Annotated in this window: 15 protein-coding genes; 7 read left to right on the top strand and 8 right to left on the bottom strand. The window is 62.9% G+C overall.

The window, feature by feature from the left end:
- Window position 1 precedes the first annotated feature (1 nt).
- Together AC3Z8Y_RS13925 and AC3Z8Y_RS13920 are read left to right on the top strand one after the other, a co-directional pair.
- On the top strand, window positions 2-1,000 hold the full coding sequence (locus AC3Z8Y_RS13925) for an ABC transporter permease (protein WP_490086297.1): 999 nt from the start codon (window positions 2-4) through the stop codon (window positions 998-1,000).
- 105 nt (window positions 1,001-1,105) lie between these two features.
- Window positions 1,106-2,116 carry a GlxA family transcriptional regulator gene (locus AC3Z8Y_RS13920; RefSeq protein ID WP_490086296.1) on the top strand — a complete coding sequence of 337 codons (1,011 nt, stop codon included), beginning with the start codon at window positions 1,106-1,108 and terminating at the stop codon, window positions 2,114-2,116.
- 3 nt (window positions 2,117-2,119) lie between these two features.
- On the opposite strand, the gene AC3Z8Y_RS13915 is transcribed toward AC3Z8Y_RS13920, so the two are convergent.
- Window positions 2,120-2,893, bottom strand: coding sequence for a substrate-binding periplasmic protein (locus AC3Z8Y_RS13915; protein WP_490086295.1), 774 nt, complete (start codon window positions 2,891-2,893; stop codon window positions 2,120-2,122).
- 47 nt (window positions 2,894-2,940) lie between these two features.
- Window positions 2,941-3,750, bottom strand: coding sequence for a shikimate dehydrogenase family protein (locus AC3Z8Y_RS13910; protein WP_490086294.1), 810 nt, complete (start codon window positions 3,748-3,750; stop codon window positions 2,941-2,943).
- Window positions 3,751-3,975: 225 nt separating this feature from the next.
- Here AC3Z8Y_RS13910 and AC3Z8Y_RS13905 point away from each other — a divergent pair, with 225 nt between their 5' ends.
- Window positions 3,976-5,316 (top strand): MFS transporter, encoded by a 1,341-nt coding sequence (locus AC3Z8Y_RS13905; protein ID WP_490086293.1) that lies wholly within the window; start codon window positions 3,976-3,978, stop codon window positions 5,314-5,316.
- 53 nt (window positions 5,317-5,369) lie between these two features.
- On the opposite strand, the gene AC3Z8Y_RS13900 is transcribed toward AC3Z8Y_RS13905, so the two are convergent.
- A complete protein-coding gene (locus AC3Z8Y_RS13900) occupies window positions 5,370-6,014 on the bottom strand; it encodes a hydrolase (RefSeq protein WP_490086292.1) in 645 nt (214 codons plus the stop codon).
- A 251-nt stretch (window positions 6,015-6,265) separates the two neighbouring features.
- Between AC3Z8Y_RS13900 and AC3Z8Y_RS13895 the strand changes: the two genes are divergently transcribed.
- Entirely contained in the window at window positions 6,266-6,691 is a 426-nt protein-coding gene (locus AC3Z8Y_RS13895; RefSeq protein WP_490086291.1) for a DoxX family protein, read from the top strand.
- On the opposite strand, the gene AC3Z8Y_RS13890 is transcribed toward AC3Z8Y_RS13895, so the two are convergent.
- The gene (locus AC3Z8Y_RS13890; RefSeq protein ID WP_490086290.1) at window positions 6,688-7,083 is read right to left on the bottom strand and encodes a GFA family protein; all 396 of its coding nucleotides are present in this window, start codon (window positions 7,081-7,083) and stop codon (window positions 6,688-6,690) included. The two genes, AC3Z8Y_RS13895 and AC3Z8Y_RS13890, sit on opposite strands and share 4 nt — an antisense overlap.
- A gap of 57 nt (window positions 7,084-7,140) precedes the next feature.
- Complete coding sequence (locus AC3Z8Y_RS13885) at window positions 7,141-7,533, bottom strand: tautomerase family protein (protein WP_490086289.1); 393 nt, start codon at window positions 7,531-7,533, stop codon at window positions 7,141-7,143.
- 105 nt (window positions 7,534-7,638) lie between these two features.
- Between AC3Z8Y_RS13885 and AC3Z8Y_RS13880 the strand changes: the two genes are divergently transcribed.
- Window positions 7,639-8,502 carry a LysR family transcriptional regulator gene (locus tag AC3Z8Y_RS13880; RefSeq protein WP_490086288.1) on the top strand — a complete coding sequence of 288 codons (864 nt, stop codon included), beginning with the start codon at window positions 7,639-7,641 and terminating at the stop codon, window positions 8,500-8,502.
- Between the two features lie 122 nt (window positions 8,503-8,624).
- Here the strand turns inward: AC3Z8Y_RS13880 and AC3Z8Y_RS13875 are convergent, their stop codons facing one another.
- Window positions 8,625-9,821 (bottom strand): DUF2252 domain-containing protein, encoded by a 1,197-nt coding sequence (locus AC3Z8Y_RS13875; protein ID WP_490086287.1) that lies wholly within the window; start codon window positions 9,819-9,821, stop codon window positions 8,625-8,627.
- A 234-nt stretch (window positions 9,822-10,055) separates the two neighbouring features.
- Here AC3Z8Y_RS13875 and AC3Z8Y_RS13870 point away from each other — a divergent pair, with 234 nt between their 5' ends.
- Both AC3Z8Y_RS13870 and AC3Z8Y_RS13865 read left to right on the top strand, forming a co-directional pair.
- Window positions 10,056-10,748, top strand: coding sequence for a hypothetical protein (locus AC3Z8Y_RS13870; RefSeq protein WP_490086286.1), 693 nt, complete (start codon window positions 10,056-10,058; stop codon window positions 10,746-10,748).
- The gene (locus tag AC3Z8Y_RS13865; protein ID WP_490086285.1) at window positions 10,745-11,647 is read left to right on the top strand and encodes a hypothetical protein; all 903 of its coding nucleotides are present in this window, start codon (window positions 10,745-10,747) and stop codon (window positions 11,645-11,647) included. Before AC3Z8Y_RS13870 ends, AC3Z8Y_RS13865 begins: the two co-directional genes overlap by 4 nt.
- Before the next feature lie 46 nt (window positions 11,648-11,693).
- Here AC3Z8Y_RS13865 and AC3Z8Y_RS13860 read toward each other — a convergent pair whose 3' ends face one another.
- Window positions 11,694-12,878 (bottom strand): acetyltransferase domain-containing protein, encoded by a 1,185-nt coding sequence (locus AC3Z8Y_RS13860; protein ID WP_490086284.1) that lies wholly within the window; start codon window positions 12,876-12,878, stop codon window positions 11,694-11,696.
- A 40-nt stretch (window positions 12,879-12,918) separates the two neighbouring features.
- Window positions 12,919-14,532, bottom strand: a complete 1,614-nt coding sequence (locus tag AC3Z8Y_RS13855) for a GMC family oxidoreductase (protein ID WP_490086283.1) — start codon at window positions 14,530-14,532, stop codon at window positions 12,919-12,921.
- Window positions 14,533-14,544 lie beyond the last annotated feature (12 nt).

The following is a 14,544-nucleotide window of genomic DNA, read 5'->3' as shown; positions in this document are numbered from 1 at the left end:
AATGAGCAATGTATCGAGTGCCGGGCGCGGGCTGTCGCCTGCCGCCACCAGGTTCAACGGGCAGGCTGTGCTCGGTTGGGTGTTGCACAACGTGGTGTGGATCTGGCTGATTGCACTGGTAGCCTTCTTCGGCGCCTTCAACGAGTTCTTCTTTACCCTCTTCAACCTGCAGAACGTAATGGTGCAGGCCACGGTGCTGGGCACCCTGGGGCTTGCGGTGGCCTTGCCGCTGCTGGTGGCTGAAATCGACCTGTCGATCCCCGCGAACGCGGGGTTTTCTGCTGCGGTGGGCGCCCTGGCGTACTCCGAGTGGGGGCTGCCGTGGGCGGTTGCCATGGTGATCGGTTTGTTGGTAGGTACCCTCATTGGCTTCTTCAACGGGCTGTGCATCACTCGCTTGAAGATGGTCTCGCTGATCGAAACCCTGGCCATGATGATCATCCTTCAGGGCGCGCTGCTGGCCCTCACTCAGGGCACCACCCTGACCAACCTGTCCGATGGCTATGTGTGGATCGGCCAGGCAACGCTGGGCGGCTGGCCCCTGATGCCCGTGGTGTTCGTCGTGGCACTGGTGGTGATGGGTATCGTACTTACCCGCACGGTGCTGGGCCGGTCCGTATACGCCGTGGGCGGCAATGCCGTGGCTTCCAACTCGGCGGGTATCCGGGTTAACCGTATCAAGATCATCACCTACACGATCTCCGGCTTTTTGGCGGCACTCGCGGGTTTCCTGCTGGCATCCTGGCAGATGGCGATCACCTCTAACCAAGGCTCGAGTTACCTCCTCTACGCCATCGCCGCGCCCATTATTGGCGGGGTGAGCGTATTTGGCGGCCGGGGCAACGTTAAGGGCGTATTGGGAGGCGTGCTGTTGCTGACCGTGATCCAGGTGGGCCTGGCGATTGTGAATGTACCTTCGTTCTACGTCGGCATGATCGGTGGGGTAATGATTTTCATCGCTGTAGCGATAGACGCATTCCGCGTTCGGTATTTCGGGTAGCGCAACCGCTTTTGTTTCGCTAACTTCGCTTACGGCTGCATTCCCGCGTCGTGGCAGTGAGGGCTCCATGGCCTGCGGCTTTCAGATCACCTGACCGAGTATTGAATGATCGACAGACGTCTGTTCAGTGGCGGCATGCAGGGCAAGAACCTGCGCTACCTACAAAACAGGAGCGCCATGGCCATCCCGCAATCGCGGGTTGGTTTCGTTTTGCTGGAGCATTTTTCGCTGCCTGCGTTCACCCAGGCGTTGGACACCCTGATCACCGCCAACCTGTTGCAGGCCCAATTGTTCACCACGTGCACGCTTACGCTGGACGGCCAGGATGTGATCAGCGACCTGGGGCTGGTGATTCGAGCCGACGGCAGCCTGGGCAAGTGCAAGCTTGAAGAGCTGCAACTGCTGGTGGTGTGTGGCGGGTTACGTACGCCGTTGCGTGGCCAGCCCGAACTGCGCACGGTGCTCAAGCGCGCCGCAGAAAAGGGCGTTGCACTGGCTGGCCTGTGGAACGGGGCGTGGTTCCTTGGCCAAGCCGGCCTGCTGGACGGCTACCGCTGCGCGATCCACCCGGAACACAGGCCAGCGCTGGCGGAAATTGCCCAGCACAGCGAGGTCACCACCGAGAGTTACATGGTGGACCGCAACCGCTACACCGCCGCCAGCCCCAACGGCGCATTCAACATGGTTTTGGAGTGGATCGGCCAAAGCCATGGCGCGGCGCTGGTAGACGGGATTGTCGATATCCTTGCCTTCGAGGCGTCGCGCTACAAACGGGTGAACCCCAAGCTGCAGCTCAAGCTCACCGCGCCGCTGCGCGAAGTGGTGAAGCTGATGGAGGCCAACCTGGACGAGCCGCTGGACCTCACCCAGATTTCCGAGTACGTGAACCGCTCGCGTCGGCAGATCGAGCGCCTGTTCCAGCAACAACTCAACACCACGCCCTTGCGCTATTACCTGGAGCTTCGGGTCACAGAGGGCCGCCGCCTGCTTCAGCACTCCAACCTCACCGTGGTGCAGGTCGCGGTGGCGTGCGGCTTTGTATCGCCCAGCCATTTCAGCAAATGCTACACAGCGTATTTCGGGCACCCGCCTTCCAGGGAAAAACGGCTGGAGTGAGCGCTAGTGATCGGCGCTTGAGAGCCACTTTTGCATCAACGCCTCATACGTACCGTTCTGGCGAACCGTGTTCAGCGCCTTTTTGAAGCGCTCCACAATGGCGGGGGAGGTCCCTTTGCTGAACGCCAGGCTCAGCCCTTCAGGGCTGCTCAGCTCGGGTAGTGGGAGCGAGCGTACCAACGCCCTCTCGGGGTCGTCGCCGTTCTGGCGCATCAGGTAAATGGCATTCAGTTCGTTCGAAATCCACAGCCCCACGTGCTCGATCTTGAGCATGCGGTAGTTGTTCTCGTAGCGGCCGGTGGATTGCAGCTCGGTGCCCATCTTGAACCCACGGCTGAGCAGGAACTGCTGGCCCACATCCATGTTCACCGTGGCGATCTTCTGCCCTCGGGCATCGTCCAGCGAATGCAGGGTGACCGGGCGTTCGGCGAGGCTGTAGATGTACCAGTTGGTTGGCGCGATGGGCCCTACCCATTGAAACAGCGCCTCGCGCTCGGGGGTGCGGGCGATGGAATAGATAAGCACGTTGGGCACGCTCAGCGCCCGGTCGTAGGCCCTGGCCCATGGCATTACCTGGATAGGCGCGTCGATCCCGGCCTCTTTCATCACCGCCTGCACGATGTCGGTGCTGAAGCCGGTGACCTTGCCGTTCTCGGTCATGTTGTAGGGCGGCATTTCTTCGGTGACCACTTCGATCTCGCCGGCCGCCCGCGCCGCCGTCGGCAGGAACAGCGTTAGAACGGTGGCTAGCAGTACAGACTTCAGTGAGCTGCTCATGGCTGCGAATCGTCCGAGTTGGCTATCAGATAAAGCGAAGGCGCGGCTCAGAGGCTTTCAGGCATCACGCCCATGAAAAAGCCGAGGGCGGGCATTTGCGCCAGCGACATTTGCGGGCCGGTCTGAATGCTGCAACCCCGCGCTTGCGCGAACGTGAGCAACGGCGTTTGCACCGGCTTGGTGACTACATCGGCCACATGGGTATGAGACAACAGCTGCGCCAATTGATCATCAGGGAGGGGGAGTTGGCCAGCCTCGCCCATGCCGATAGGCGAGGCGTTCACCAACAGGTCATAGCCGGCCAGCGGCGCAATCTGCTCCCGAACAACCAACGCAGGGAAGGCCGTTCGCAGTACCGTTGCCAACGCTTCGGCGCGGCCGGGGGTAGGGTCGGCAAGGTCGAGAACGGCAATGCCGGCCTCGGCCAGGCTATAGGCGATTGCCGCGCCCGCGCCACCCGCGCCCAACACCACCGCGTGTTTGCCCTTGGCATCGAACCCATGGGCCGCCGCGGCCTTGATAAACCCTTCGCCGTCGGTGTTATCGCCTATCAGCCGGCCGTCGCTTTCGCGGCGGATCACGTTGACCGAGCCCAGCAGCCGGGCCCGGGTGCTCAGCTCATCCAGTAGCGGCACTACCGTTTGCTTGTAAGGCACCGTAACTACGCACCCGCGCAAGTTGTTCCAGCCGCGCAGGCTGGCGATGAAGCCGGCCAGTGCTTCGGGTGCGAGATCGACAGGCAGCATGGCCAGGTCCAGCCCCTGCGCCTGAAACCAGCGGTTGAAATTGGTGGGCGACTGCACTTGCGCGATAGGGGTTCCCAGGATGGCAACCAGGCCGGTGGTGGCATGGATCATGAAAGCGTCTCGGTGGGGGGATGCGCCATGTTGCGATGATAACTGGCCCCGCTGCAACGTCTGGTTCTGCATTGGCGTACTGTTCGCCCAACGCTCCCTCCACGAACCCTTGCCATAGAGCGGGTGCGGTTGATCGCGTTTCTGGCTATGCCGGGGGCGCTTCCTGAACAGGCCCGTTTGGGCGACTGCCGATAATCCTCAGTATCACCACTTGGGAGTTCGCGCATGGCGACGCATACCTTGGATCAGGTTCCACCGGCCACCTTACGCAAAGTGATCGCCGCGGCGGCCATTGGCAACTTCGTGGAATGGTTCGACTTCGCGGTGTATGGCTTTCTGGCGACGATCATCGCCAACCAGTTTTTCGCCAGTACCAGCCCCAGCGTGGCACTGCTCAAGACGTTCGCGGTATTCGCCGTGGCGTTCGCCCTCCGGCCCTTGGGCGGCATCGTGTTTGGCGCGCTGGGCGACCGGCTGGGGCGCAAGCGGATTCTCTCGGTCACCATCCTGATGATGGCTGGCGCTACCACGGTGATCGGCCTGCTGCCCACCTATGCGAGCATCGGTATCCTCGCGCCGATACTGCTCACCGTTGCGCGGTGCGTACAGGGATTTTCCGCAGGGGGTGAATACGCAGGCGCCGTGTCGTACCTGATGGAACACGCGCCACGCCACAAGCGGGCGTGGTATGGCAGCTTCGTGCCCGTGTCGACCTTCTCGGCCTTTGCCGTGGCGGCGGTGCTGGCGTATGTGCTGGATGCCAGCCTGGCGCCCGAAGACATGGCCAGTTGGGGCTGGCGGGTGCCCTTCCTGGTGGCGGCGCCGCTGGGGGTGGTGGGGCTGATCCTGCGCTGGCGCATGGAGGAAACGCCGGCGTTCCAGGCCGTGCAGGCCGACGGCAAGGCACACAGCCACTCGCCGCTCAAGGAAACGTTGCGCAACCACGCCGGCTCGATTGCCTGCCTGGGTGCGTTCATTTCGCTCACCGCGCTGTCGTTTTATATGTTCACCACCTATTTCGCCACGTATCTACAGGTGGCAGGCCACCTTACTCGCGCCCAGGCGTTGCTGGTCACCACCGTGGCGCTGCTGTTCGCGGCGGGGGCATGCCCGGCGGCGGGGGCGTTTTCGGACAGGGTAGGGCGCCGCAAGACCATAGGCTTCACCTGCCTGTGGGTGATGCTCACGGTATTCCCGGCCTACTGGCTGGCAGGGTCCGGCTCGGTAGGCCCGGCCATCGCCGGTGTGCTGTTGCTGGCCGTAGGCGCCTTGCTATGTGGCGTCGTGACGGCAGCGCTGCTGGCCGAAACCTTCCCCACCCGAACCCGCTACACCGCCTCGGCCATCACCTATAACGTGGCCTATACCGTGTTCGGCGGCACTGCGCCGTTGATGGCAACCTGGCTGATCGGGGTGACTGGGAGCAACCTGGCGCCGGCGTTCTACCTGGTAGTGATCGCCCTGCTGGCGCTGGCGGGTGGGCTGGCACTGCCGGAGACGTACCGTATTTCGCTGCACGGCGAAAACGCGGAAGGTCCGTTCGAGCCGGCACTGGGGCGGGTGTAAAAAGCCCAACGCCCGCAAGGGCAAGCCGTGGCGGGCGTTGGGTTCGCGCTGGGTTAGCCGAGGGTGCGCTGCGGTGCCTTGTGCACCATGGTGTAGGCGTAATCCACGCCCATGCCGTAGGCGCCGCTGTGCTCGCGCACCAGGTCCATCACGGCGTTGTAACTCTCCTTGTGAGCCCAGTCGCGCTGGTATTCGAGCAATACTTGCTGCCAAGTGACCGGGATCGCGCCCGCCTGGATCATCCGCTGAATGCTCATGTCGTGGGCTTCCTGGGTAGTGCCACCCGAAGCGTCGGTCACGATGTACACCTCAAAGCCTTCTTCCATCGCTTCCAGGGCCGGGAAGGTAAGGCAGACCTCGGTCCACAGCGCGGCGATGATCAGCTTCTTGCGCCCGGTGCTTTTCACTGCGTCCACCAGCTTGGCATCTTCCCAGCTGTTCATCGAGGTGCGCTCGATCGGTTTGGCCCCGGGATTCACCGCCAGCAGTTCGGGCCAGATGTAGCCGCTGAAGCTTTCGGTTTCCACCGAGGTGTAAATGGTCGGCACATTGAAAATCTTCGCGGCCTTGGCCAGCCCCACCGTGTTGTTCTTCAACGTCTGACGATCGATGGACTGAACACCGAAGGCCATCTGCGGCTGGTGGTCGATCAGGATCAAGGCAGAGTTGGCAGGGTTCAAGAGTTCGCGCTTGGACATGGTCATTTCCTTTTGAAAGTGGGGAGTGCGTTGAGTTGAAAAGGGTTCCGCGCTTGCCGTTGGGCGTTGGCTGCGGTGTGGTTGCCATTCTGTCGAAGCACGTATGTGGCGACAATCCTGTGAAATTGAACATCACTGGTTCAATTGTGGAGACAATACGTCCAGCTTGCTGGGCACTTAAAAGCACAAGTGGCCAATCCAGAGCACCGGCACTGCGTAACAGTGGCGGGTCCGTCGACTGGAGATGACCCATGGCACCCCAACGCTCCGCTTATCCCCCTTCACTCGCCTACGGCTTGTTGTTCATGCGCGTAGCCGCCGCCGCGCTGCTCATGCACGTGCACGGCCTGCCCAAGTTGCTGCATTGGTCCACCGAGGTGCTGAAGATCGAAGACCCCTTTGGGCTGGGCCCGACCTTCAGCCTTGCCTTCGCGATTTTCGCCGAGGTGTTCTGCCCGGTATTGCTGATATTGGGTATTTACGCGCGGCTGGCCTGCCTGCCGGTGCTCGGGGTGCTGGCGGTGGCTTTGGGGGTGGTGCACCTGGAATGGACGATTGAAGAAGGCCAGTTCGCCTGGCTGCTGGCGATTCTGTTCGGCGGGCTGGCCCTCACCGGGCCGGGGCCGCTGGTGATCGGCGCGCTACGGGAGGGGGCCTGGCGCGCCCGCGCGGCTTAGGGCTCGGTACGGCGCGCCTTGTCCCGGTCCTTTTCGTACTGTTTGGCCAATGGAAAGGGGGGCAGCCAGGCCTCGCGACGGATCGTCCAGCACTCATAGGTGGGCGCCAACTGATTGGGGCCGTCTAGCGCCCCCAGGTTCACCTCCATCTCATCGCCCCCATCGTGGGCGAACAGCGATGAGCCACAACGTGGGCAGAAATGTCGCCCGGCGTAGGCTTGGGTCTGGCCCTCAACCGTTACGGTATGTTCCGGGAAGATGGCAAAGGCATAAAACAGCGCACCGTGGTGCTTGCGGCAATCCAGGCAATGGCACAGGCCTACCCGATAAGGGCGGCCTGAAGCCTGCAGTCGCACGTCGCCACATAGGCAGCTGCCGCGAAAGGTGTCCATGGGGGCCTCCGGTTCATCGCTGAGTTCGGTAGCCCTTGAGCGTAGCAGGCACGGTGTTCAGCCGTGCTGATGGCGCCATTCCTGGGTGCGCCCGCCATAGCCGTAAGCCGCTGCGCGGGCGTCGATCAGGTGCACGTAAGAGCATATGGCCGGGTTGGGGCGCAGTTGGGAGAGGGCGGTGTACACCTCCTGGATGAACCGCGCCTTTTCCTGCTTGGTGTTGGTCTCGTCGGTAATGCTGATGTCCAGGTGGAAGGCAGTGCCGCCCGTTTCCGCCAAGGCTTCGCCCGCGATAAACCAGTCACGGTCGCCGATGTATTGAACCGTGGTCGCCATCAGCTCTGGCGCCTTGCCCAGCACGTCAGCGGTAAGGCGATGAACGATGGCCACTGCTTGCTGACCGAGTTCGGCGTCGCGGTTACCGGAAAGCTTCAGATCGATATGTGGCATGGCGTGGCTCCTTTTGGCGGGAAGAAGCCCATTGTGCACAGGTTGTATCCGTCGTTAAAGCGGGAAGGTACGATGGCATCCATCGGAAAAACGGGTGGATAAGCAATGCGCGGCTTCGATCTGGAACAGCTCAAGACACTGGTCGCGGCCGTGGATAGCGGCAGCTTCTCCGCAGCCGCGCCCTTGCGATGCCTTTCGCCCTCTTCGCTGAGCGAACAACTACGCAAGCTCGAGGAGCTCGCCGGCGCGCAGTTGCTGGTGCGTGGCAAGTCGGGTGTGAAGCCGACGGCAGCGGGGGAGCGGCTATTGGCCCATGCGCGTGGGATTCTGGCCCTGGCGGACGCGGCGTGGCGCGACATGCATGCCGTGCCCCTGGTTGGGGAAGTGCATGTGGGCATTTCGGATTACTTGCGCCCCGGTGAGGTGACGATGCTGCTGGGGCGCATGGCCCACCATTACCCCGGCCTGCGGATAAGAACACGGATTGGCAAAAGCGCTGAAATCAACGCTGGGCATCGCAGTGGCGAGCTTGATTTGGCGGTGGTGATGCAGGTGGCGTCGGGGCGGCCTGCATTGCCCACCGGCGCCTACGTGCTGCGCACCGAGCCGCTGCAATGGGTGGCGGCGCGTGGCACGGTATTTGAGCCAGGGAATGCGGTTGAACTGGCGCTACTGCCCGAAACCTGCATGCTCCACAAGGTGGCCTGCCAGGCATTGAACGCGCACGGCATTTTTCATGAGCTCACCCATGTGGCTTCGGGTGTAGCCGGACTTCAGGCAGCAGTTGCGGCGGGCCTGGGCATTGCGTGCCTCAATGCTTCGTCGATCATTGAGCACAGCATGATTGCTCTGCCTGAGGGCGTGTTGCCGGTGCTACCGGAGGTTGATTTCGTGCTGTTGCCGATCAGTGAGGATGAGGGGGGTCGGTTGAGCGCCATGGCTGAGGTGATTGTGCAGACGCTCGCGTAAGCGTGGCGCCATTCGCGAGCTCCGCCTGCGGCTTCGCTTGCTCCCCCAATGCCCGGCCAGGATCAGACCTGCGTTGGAAGCGGGTAAAGCTCGCGAATAGGGTTTTACCATTTCGCAAAGGGTCATTGCTTGCGGCTCTGTTCCAGCGCATAGCGGCGGCAGTGCTCCAGGTACCCTTTCTCGTGGCTGCCCACCAGTTGCACCACGCTGGACCACAGCCATGACGGCGCGTCCAGCGCCCGGGAGCGGTTGCGTTGCAGGTCGTTCACCCATTCTTGCCGGGTGGTCATGTCCATTTGCTGGGCATGGGCCTTGCCGACCACGCGGGCAAGGTAGGTCGCAACAGTCATGGCTTCGGCTTGAGTAAGCTCGTCCAGCTCCAGCTTCATGTCCTGCGGCAGCAGTTCGCGGATGAAGAAGCCACGGCCCAGCATGCGGGTGGCGATCATGCGGTTGCCCAATGCAGGGGAGAGCTGCCGCGCGCCGGCGACTACCCGTTGCGCATTGTCCCGAGGCATAGGGGCCCGGGCCGCCCGAGGCGCCGCGGCACCCACCGCTTCCTTGATATCGATCAGGCAATAGTCCCGCTCTTCTTCAGGGCCCACGCCCAGCAGTACCGCATAGCGGCACAAGCCCAGCGAGCTGCACCCCTTCACCCAATAGGCCGCGTCCAACAGCGTTACCGCGTCCTCGTGTGAGCGACCTTTAAGTGACGTCACCAGGCCGTGAATATCCGGGCCTTCGCACAAGGCCTTGATTGCCTTGCGCTCTTCCTTGGAGAGCGGCCAGAAATGCTTGCCCAGCGGAATGGTGGGGTGCAGGTGTTCGATACGCTCCTTGGCCAGGTGCTTCCAGGTGCGCTGCACGGCGCTGCGCATGCTGCCCTTCACCTGCGGCGGGCGCTCGGGCTCTTCATCGTTGCCGGGGTCGAACGCCAGCTCGTACCCCCGCATCATTTCTTCGAGCATTCGCGCAGTGGCGACGCCGGGCAGGTCCGAGCCGCGCGCGGCCGTGGCCAGCGACAGGCCCAGGCGCACCAGGTCGTGGGCCGGGTTACCGATCACTGTCTGGTCCAGGTCGCGTATATGAATGTCGATCTTGCCCTTCAGGCTGCCGGTAGGGCCAAGGTTACCTGCATGGCAGTCCCCGCAGATCCAAACCGGCGGGCCGCTGGGCAGCCGGCGCCCAGGCTGGCTGTGCAGCCATTCATAAAACTGGACGGTACTGCCGCGCACATAAGCATGCGCGGACCGGGCCATTTTCAGGTTGCGAAGTTGAGTAAGGGGTTCGAGGCGTTCGGCGGGATGTACGGCTTTCATGGGGTACGTTCTGAGGGCGATGTGCCATTGACCGACGCCGGGCTTAGATGTTTCAGATTGTTACTTGAGACTGGATGGCGCATTGATACTAAATCGACAAACGGTGAAACAAACCGAAGATTGACGCTAGTATTTTGACATCACTTTGGATAGCCTTGGATCCTGTATCAGGGAGGGTACACAGGCGCAGGCCAAGGCCTTCCCTGGCGTCCCCGCTCGAATGGATTGTCTACCATGCGCTACCGTGCTTCCCGTCTGCTGTTCCTTGTATTCCTTGCCCTGGCCGCCCTTACCGGCTGCGCCCACAACCAGAACCCGGTAGGGCTGGACCCGCAATTCTGGGCAGATACAAAGCCTGTGATTGGCGTTGCCATGGGCCCCGTGCCGCCGCCGCGCCTGGCGCTCACCGGTAATCAGGGGCTGATCGAACTGGGTATCAATACCGCAGTGAACAACACGCTCAGCACCGCCGTTGCGGGCTGGGGCACCGATGATTTCAAGGCCCTGCCCGAAGACCTTGCCGCGCGGCTTGAGGCCAAGGGCTTCAAGGTCATTCGCATTTCCGAGCAGATCGACCTTAGCAAATACAAACAGACCAGCTGGCGTGAAGGCTTCGTTGATCGCGACCTCAGCGCGCTGAAGGCGCAGTACGGCATCGACCGGCTGCTACTGGTGTCGGTCAATTCCACGGGCGCCTTCCGCAGTTACTACAGCGTGGTGCCCACCAGCGCGCCTACCCCACAGGTGGGTGGCGTAGGGCTGCTGATGGACACCGCCGACAATCACCTCATCTGGTACAAACCGTTCGCCGTAGTGCAGCCCGCTCAGGGCGAGTGGGATCAGCCGGGTTATGCCAACCTGTCCAATGCCTGGTACCAGGCCGTGGACGGTGGGCGCCAGCAAGTGCTGGCACCCTTCGCGCCATGACCGTTCGCGCCTGCATCGCCAGCCTTGGGCTGGCCGCCACGCTCGGCGGGTGTGCTCAGGCACCGGCCGGCCCCGCGCATTTCACCGCCCCCCATGCACAGGCTTACGTGACCGAGCACGGTGCGCGAGTGGACGTCAGCCTGCCCAAGGGCCCCTTGGTGAGCGCGGCGCTGGTGATCGATTCGGCCACTGCAAGCGCTGCCCAGGCGACCACGGACCAGATGGCCGCGAACATGCGTGGCAATGGTTTGATCGGCTTGGCGGTCACTTCCGCCGTAAGCGCTCAGTCCGGTGCAGGTGCGTTGCAGCGCAAGGCACAGTCGGCAGCGGACCAGGATGCGAAACCCCTGGCGGGCCTGCTCAGTGGCCTGCCGATGGACACCCAGCTTGCCCGCCGCTACCAGGCGGCCGCCGTTGCCTCCGGCCTGCCTGAAGGGAAGGGCGCGGTGGTCGCGCGGCTGGCAATCACGCCGCATATCGTGCTGACCGCGGACCGTGCGCACTTCGTGCTGAGCAGCGACGTTCGCCTGGAAGACATCGCCGGCGGCGCGCTCTACAGCGCCCGGGTGGATGTTGGCAGCCCGTCGCTGCGCCGCTGCGGCGCGGATTGCATCGACGATGGGCAGCTCGAACAGGCCCGGGTGGATGCCGCCCTGGAAGCGTGTGTCAGCGAAACCCTGCGGCTGGTGGCGCAGGAAATCAGCGGCACAGCGGCCCCCGCCGGGCCGGAACGTACCTTGCGCTACGTACTCGATGGCCTGCGGGTAGTCGAGCGCGGGCGTTTGTTGGCTGGCAGTGAAGGCTACCTCCGGTACCTGGCACTGGACGGGACCGTCAAGGCCATGCCGGTCGCGCTTGAGGGGCAGGTGATGGCGACTGTCGTCAATACACGGCCCTGACCGGGCCACACCTCACGCCCGGTCGCCAGCAACGTGCTGGACAGGCTTAAAAATACTTCAACCACGCCACATCCCGCCGCCGCTGTTTGAGGGCGGCGAACCACCGTGTGGGGTAGAACAGCGACACGGCCAGTATCGCACTGCACAGCCAGATTGCGGACAGGCTCCCGAACCCGTAATAAGCACCCTGATTCGTGCCCCACACACTGACCGCAACGACATACATGCCCTTCAATACATACAAATGCAGCAGGTAGAAGAACATTGGCGCGCCGCCGTACAGGGCCAGCACTGCCGTACCGCGCCAGTGTTGAACGCGTTCGAGCGCCGCCAGTAGCAGAAGGCCCAGCCCTAAGGTAGGCAGCAGGAACATCAACGAAGGCGGGTATTTTCGGGCTGTCAAGAAGCTCATGACGGTTCGAAGCGTATCCCCGGTGTGCACCCAAGGCTGCTCGCCGTACACATTCGCCCAGCGAATCGCCACGAAAGCTACCAGCAGCCCCATCCCCGCGTTGAGTAGGCGCTGGCATCGTCGCGCTGAAGACACTGCCTGGCTGAACCACGGCCCCATGGCCCACCCCAACACAATCACCCCGATCCACGGCAGCACAGGGTAGGTGGTGCGGGCACGCATACCCTCCGCCAGTTCGATAGACGATCGCTGATGCAATATCGACCAGGGCACGAACAGCGATGAGTCGCTGGTCAACACCACGGCGTCCAGCAGGTTATGCCCGCCAATGATCGCCACAGCGAAGGCAACTACCACGGAGCGGCTGAAATGCAGCGCGCCGGCCAACACCACCATGCACACGCCAATGCACCAGATCACCTGCAGCCACAGGGTTTCGGGTAGCAGCGTACCGTTCCACGCCAGGTTCACCAGGGTGAGTTCGAGCCCGATCAGAAACAGGCCCCGCTTGAGCAGAAACACGGACGTGTCCCGGGCGCTGTGCTTCTGGCTATAGAGCCACGCAGATAGCCCGGTAAGCAAGATGAACACCGGTGCGCAGAGGGCGCTAAGCAGCCGGGTGAAGAACAGGCCTGGGTCCACGGTCAACGCATCAACGGGGTCGCTGACCTGTTTGTGCAGCCAGAAGGTTTCGCGGGCGTGGTCCACCAGCATGAACAGCATCACCAGCCCGCGCAGGGCGTCAATCGCAGGCATACGAGTGGTAGGGGTAATGGAAGCGGGGGCCGACAAGGGAACGGCCCGCAGTGAACGCAACATACGGCAACTCAGTCGTTGGCGTTACAACATAACATAGCACTCAAGCGCGTTTCATCTCCCCTTGTGCATCGACGGCGAGAACCAAGTCGGCCGCTTTCTCACCGATCATGATGCACGGCGCGTTGGTGTTGCCGCTCACCAGCGTAGGCATGATCGAAGCATCGGCCACCCGCAGCCCTTCCAGGCCATGGACGCGAAGGTCCGGGCCAACCACGCTGAGCGGGTCCACACCCATCTTGCAAGTGCCTACCGGGTGGAACACGGTGGCAGCGTTTTCCCGGATGTACGCCAGCAGTTGCTCGTCGGTTTGCACGTGCTTGCCGGGCAGCATTTCGGTACCGCGGATGGGCGCGAACAGCGGGTCGGCCAGCACGTTGCGGGCAAGCTTCAGGCCCTCCACCAGCACCTTGGCGTCCTCGGGATCGGCGAGGAAGTTGAAGTCGATGGCCAGTTCGCCGTTGGCCTGCAACCACAGCTCGCCGGTGCTTTTAGGGCGTAGCACGCAGGTATGCACGGCGTAGCCATGGCCCCACTCGAACAGCCGGCCACGGTGGCTGCGATAACCCGGCACAAAGTGGAATTGAACATCGGGCAAGGCATCCGCCAGGGGAGTGCGCGCGAAGCCGCCGGCTTCCACATAGTTGGTGGTGAGCCAGCCCTTGCGCCCACGCAGGTAACGCCACGGCGCAGTCATCAGGCTGGGTAGCGCACCCAACGAAAAGCCAAGGGTGGAAGCGCTTTTCGAGCGGATGGTAATCAGCCCGTCGAGGTGGTCCTGCAGGTTCTTGCCCACGCCGGGCAAATGATGCAGAACCCGCACCCCAGCTTGTGTCAGTTCGTGTTCCGGGCCGATGCCCGATGCCAGCAGCAAATGAGGGCTGCCCAGGCTGCCTGCGCTGAGGATTACTTCGCGCTGTGCGACCAACTGCTGGGCCACGCCGGCCTGGCTGATGTTCACGCCGGTGACGCGCTTGCCCTCCAGTGCGAGCGAAGTGACCGCGCAGTCTGTGATCACGGTGAGGTTGGGCCGGTTGAGCACCGGCTGCACGAAGGCGCGGTAACTGGACAGCCGCTTGCCGTCCTTTTGGGTCACGTTATAGAGGCCACAGCCTTCGAGTTCAGCGCCGTTGAAGTCGTTGTTGCGGCGCAAGCCCACCCGCTCGGCGGCTGTCACGAACAACCGAGACACCGGGTTAGGGTCCCGCGGCTGGTCTACGTGCAGCTCGCCATTGCTGCCGTGGTAGGCCGTGCTCTGGCCCAGCAGGTTACGCTCGGATTTCTTGAAATACGGCAACACGCTCTGCCAGTCCCAGCCGGGGCAACCGGCGGTAGCCCAGCGGTCGTAATCCGAAGCATGGCCGCGGATGTAGATCATGCTGTTCATTGAGCTGGAGCCGCCGAGCATCTTGCCGCGCGGGGTGTGCAGGCGGCGGTTGTTCAAGGCTTTTTGCGGCGCTGAGAGGAAATTCCAGCTGTAGGTTTTGCTCTTGTACAGCGTGATGGTGCCGGCGGGTGTGTGGATGCGCACGTTGTTGTCGTGGCGCCCGGCCTCGATCAGGCACACCCGGTTGGCCGGGTTTGCGCTCAAGCGGTTGGCCAGCACGCAGCCTGCCGAGCCCGCGCCAACGATGATGTAATCGAATTCCCCGCTCATGGGTGCTCCTTG

The sequence above is a fragment of the Pseudomonas sp. 3MAES_34.3B genome, from assembly GCF_058145875.1.
The sequence above is the reverse complement of the archived record's forward strand: the minus strand, read 5'-3'. Positions and strand labels throughout refer to the sequence as shown.

Bases quoted from the DNA above. Each gene is read 5' to 3' on its own strand.
- AC3Z8Y_RS13925 (WP_490086297.1), top strand. From the start codon at position 2: ATGAGCAATGTATCGAGTGCCGGGCGCGGGCTGTCGCCTGCCGCCACC.
- AC3Z8Y_RS13920 (WP_490086296.1), top strand. From the start codon at position 1,106: ATGATCGACAGACGTCTGTTCAGTGGCGGCATGCAGGGCAAGAACCTG.
- AC3Z8Y_RS13890 (WP_490086290.1), bottom strand. From the start codon at position 7,083: ATGGACACCTTTCGCGGCAGCTGCCTATGTGGCGACGTGCGACTGCAG.
- AC3Z8Y_RS13885 (WP_490086289.1), bottom strand. From the start codon at position 7,533: ATGCCACATATCGATCTGAAGCTTTCCGGTAACCGCGACGCCGAACTC.
- AC3Z8Y_RS13855 (WP_490086283.1), bottom strand. From the start codon at position 14,532: ATGAGCGGGGAATTCGATTACATCATCGTTGGCGCGGGCTCGGCAGGC.
- AC3Z8Y_RS13915 (WP_490086295.1), bottom strand. From the start codon at position 2,893: ATGAGCAGCTCACTGAAGTCTGTACTGCTAGCCACCGTTCTAACGCTG.
- AC3Z8Y_RS13910 (WP_490086294.1), bottom strand. From the start codon at position 3,750: ATGATCCATGCCACCACCGGCCTGGTTGCCATCCTGGGAACCCCTATC.
- AC3Z8Y_RS13860 (WP_490086284.1), bottom strand. From the start codon at position 12,878: ATGTTGCGTTCACTGCGGGCCGTTCCCTTGTCGGCCCCCGCTTCCATT.
- AC3Z8Y_RS13900 (WP_490086292.1), bottom strand. From the start codon at position 6,014: ATGTCCAAGCGCGAACTCTTGAACCCTGCCAACTCTGCCTTGATCCTG.
- AC3Z8Y_RS13870 (WP_490086286.1), top strand. From the start codon at position 10,056: ATGCGCTACCGTGCTTCCCGTCTGCTGTTCCTTGTATTCCTTGCCCTG.
- AC3Z8Y_RS13895 (WP_490086291.1), top strand. From the start codon at position 6,266: ATGGCACCCCAACGCTCCGCTTATCCCCCTTCACTCGCCTACGGCTTG.
- AC3Z8Y_RS13865 (WP_490086285.1), top strand. From the start codon at position 10,745: ATGACCGTTCGCGCCTGCATCGCCAGCCTTGGGCTGGCCGCCACGCTC.
- AC3Z8Y_RS13880 (WP_490086288.1), top strand. From the start codon at position 7,639: ATGCGCGGCTTCGATCTGGAACAGCTCAAGACACTGGTCGCGGCCGTG.
- AC3Z8Y_RS13875 (WP_490086287.1), bottom strand. From the start codon at position 9,821: ATGAAAGCCGTACATCCCGCCGAACGCCTCGAACCCCTTACTCAACTT.
- AC3Z8Y_RS13905 (WP_490086293.1), top strand. From the start codon at position 3,976: ATGGCGACGCATACCTTGGATCAGGTTCCACCGGCCACCTTACGCAAA.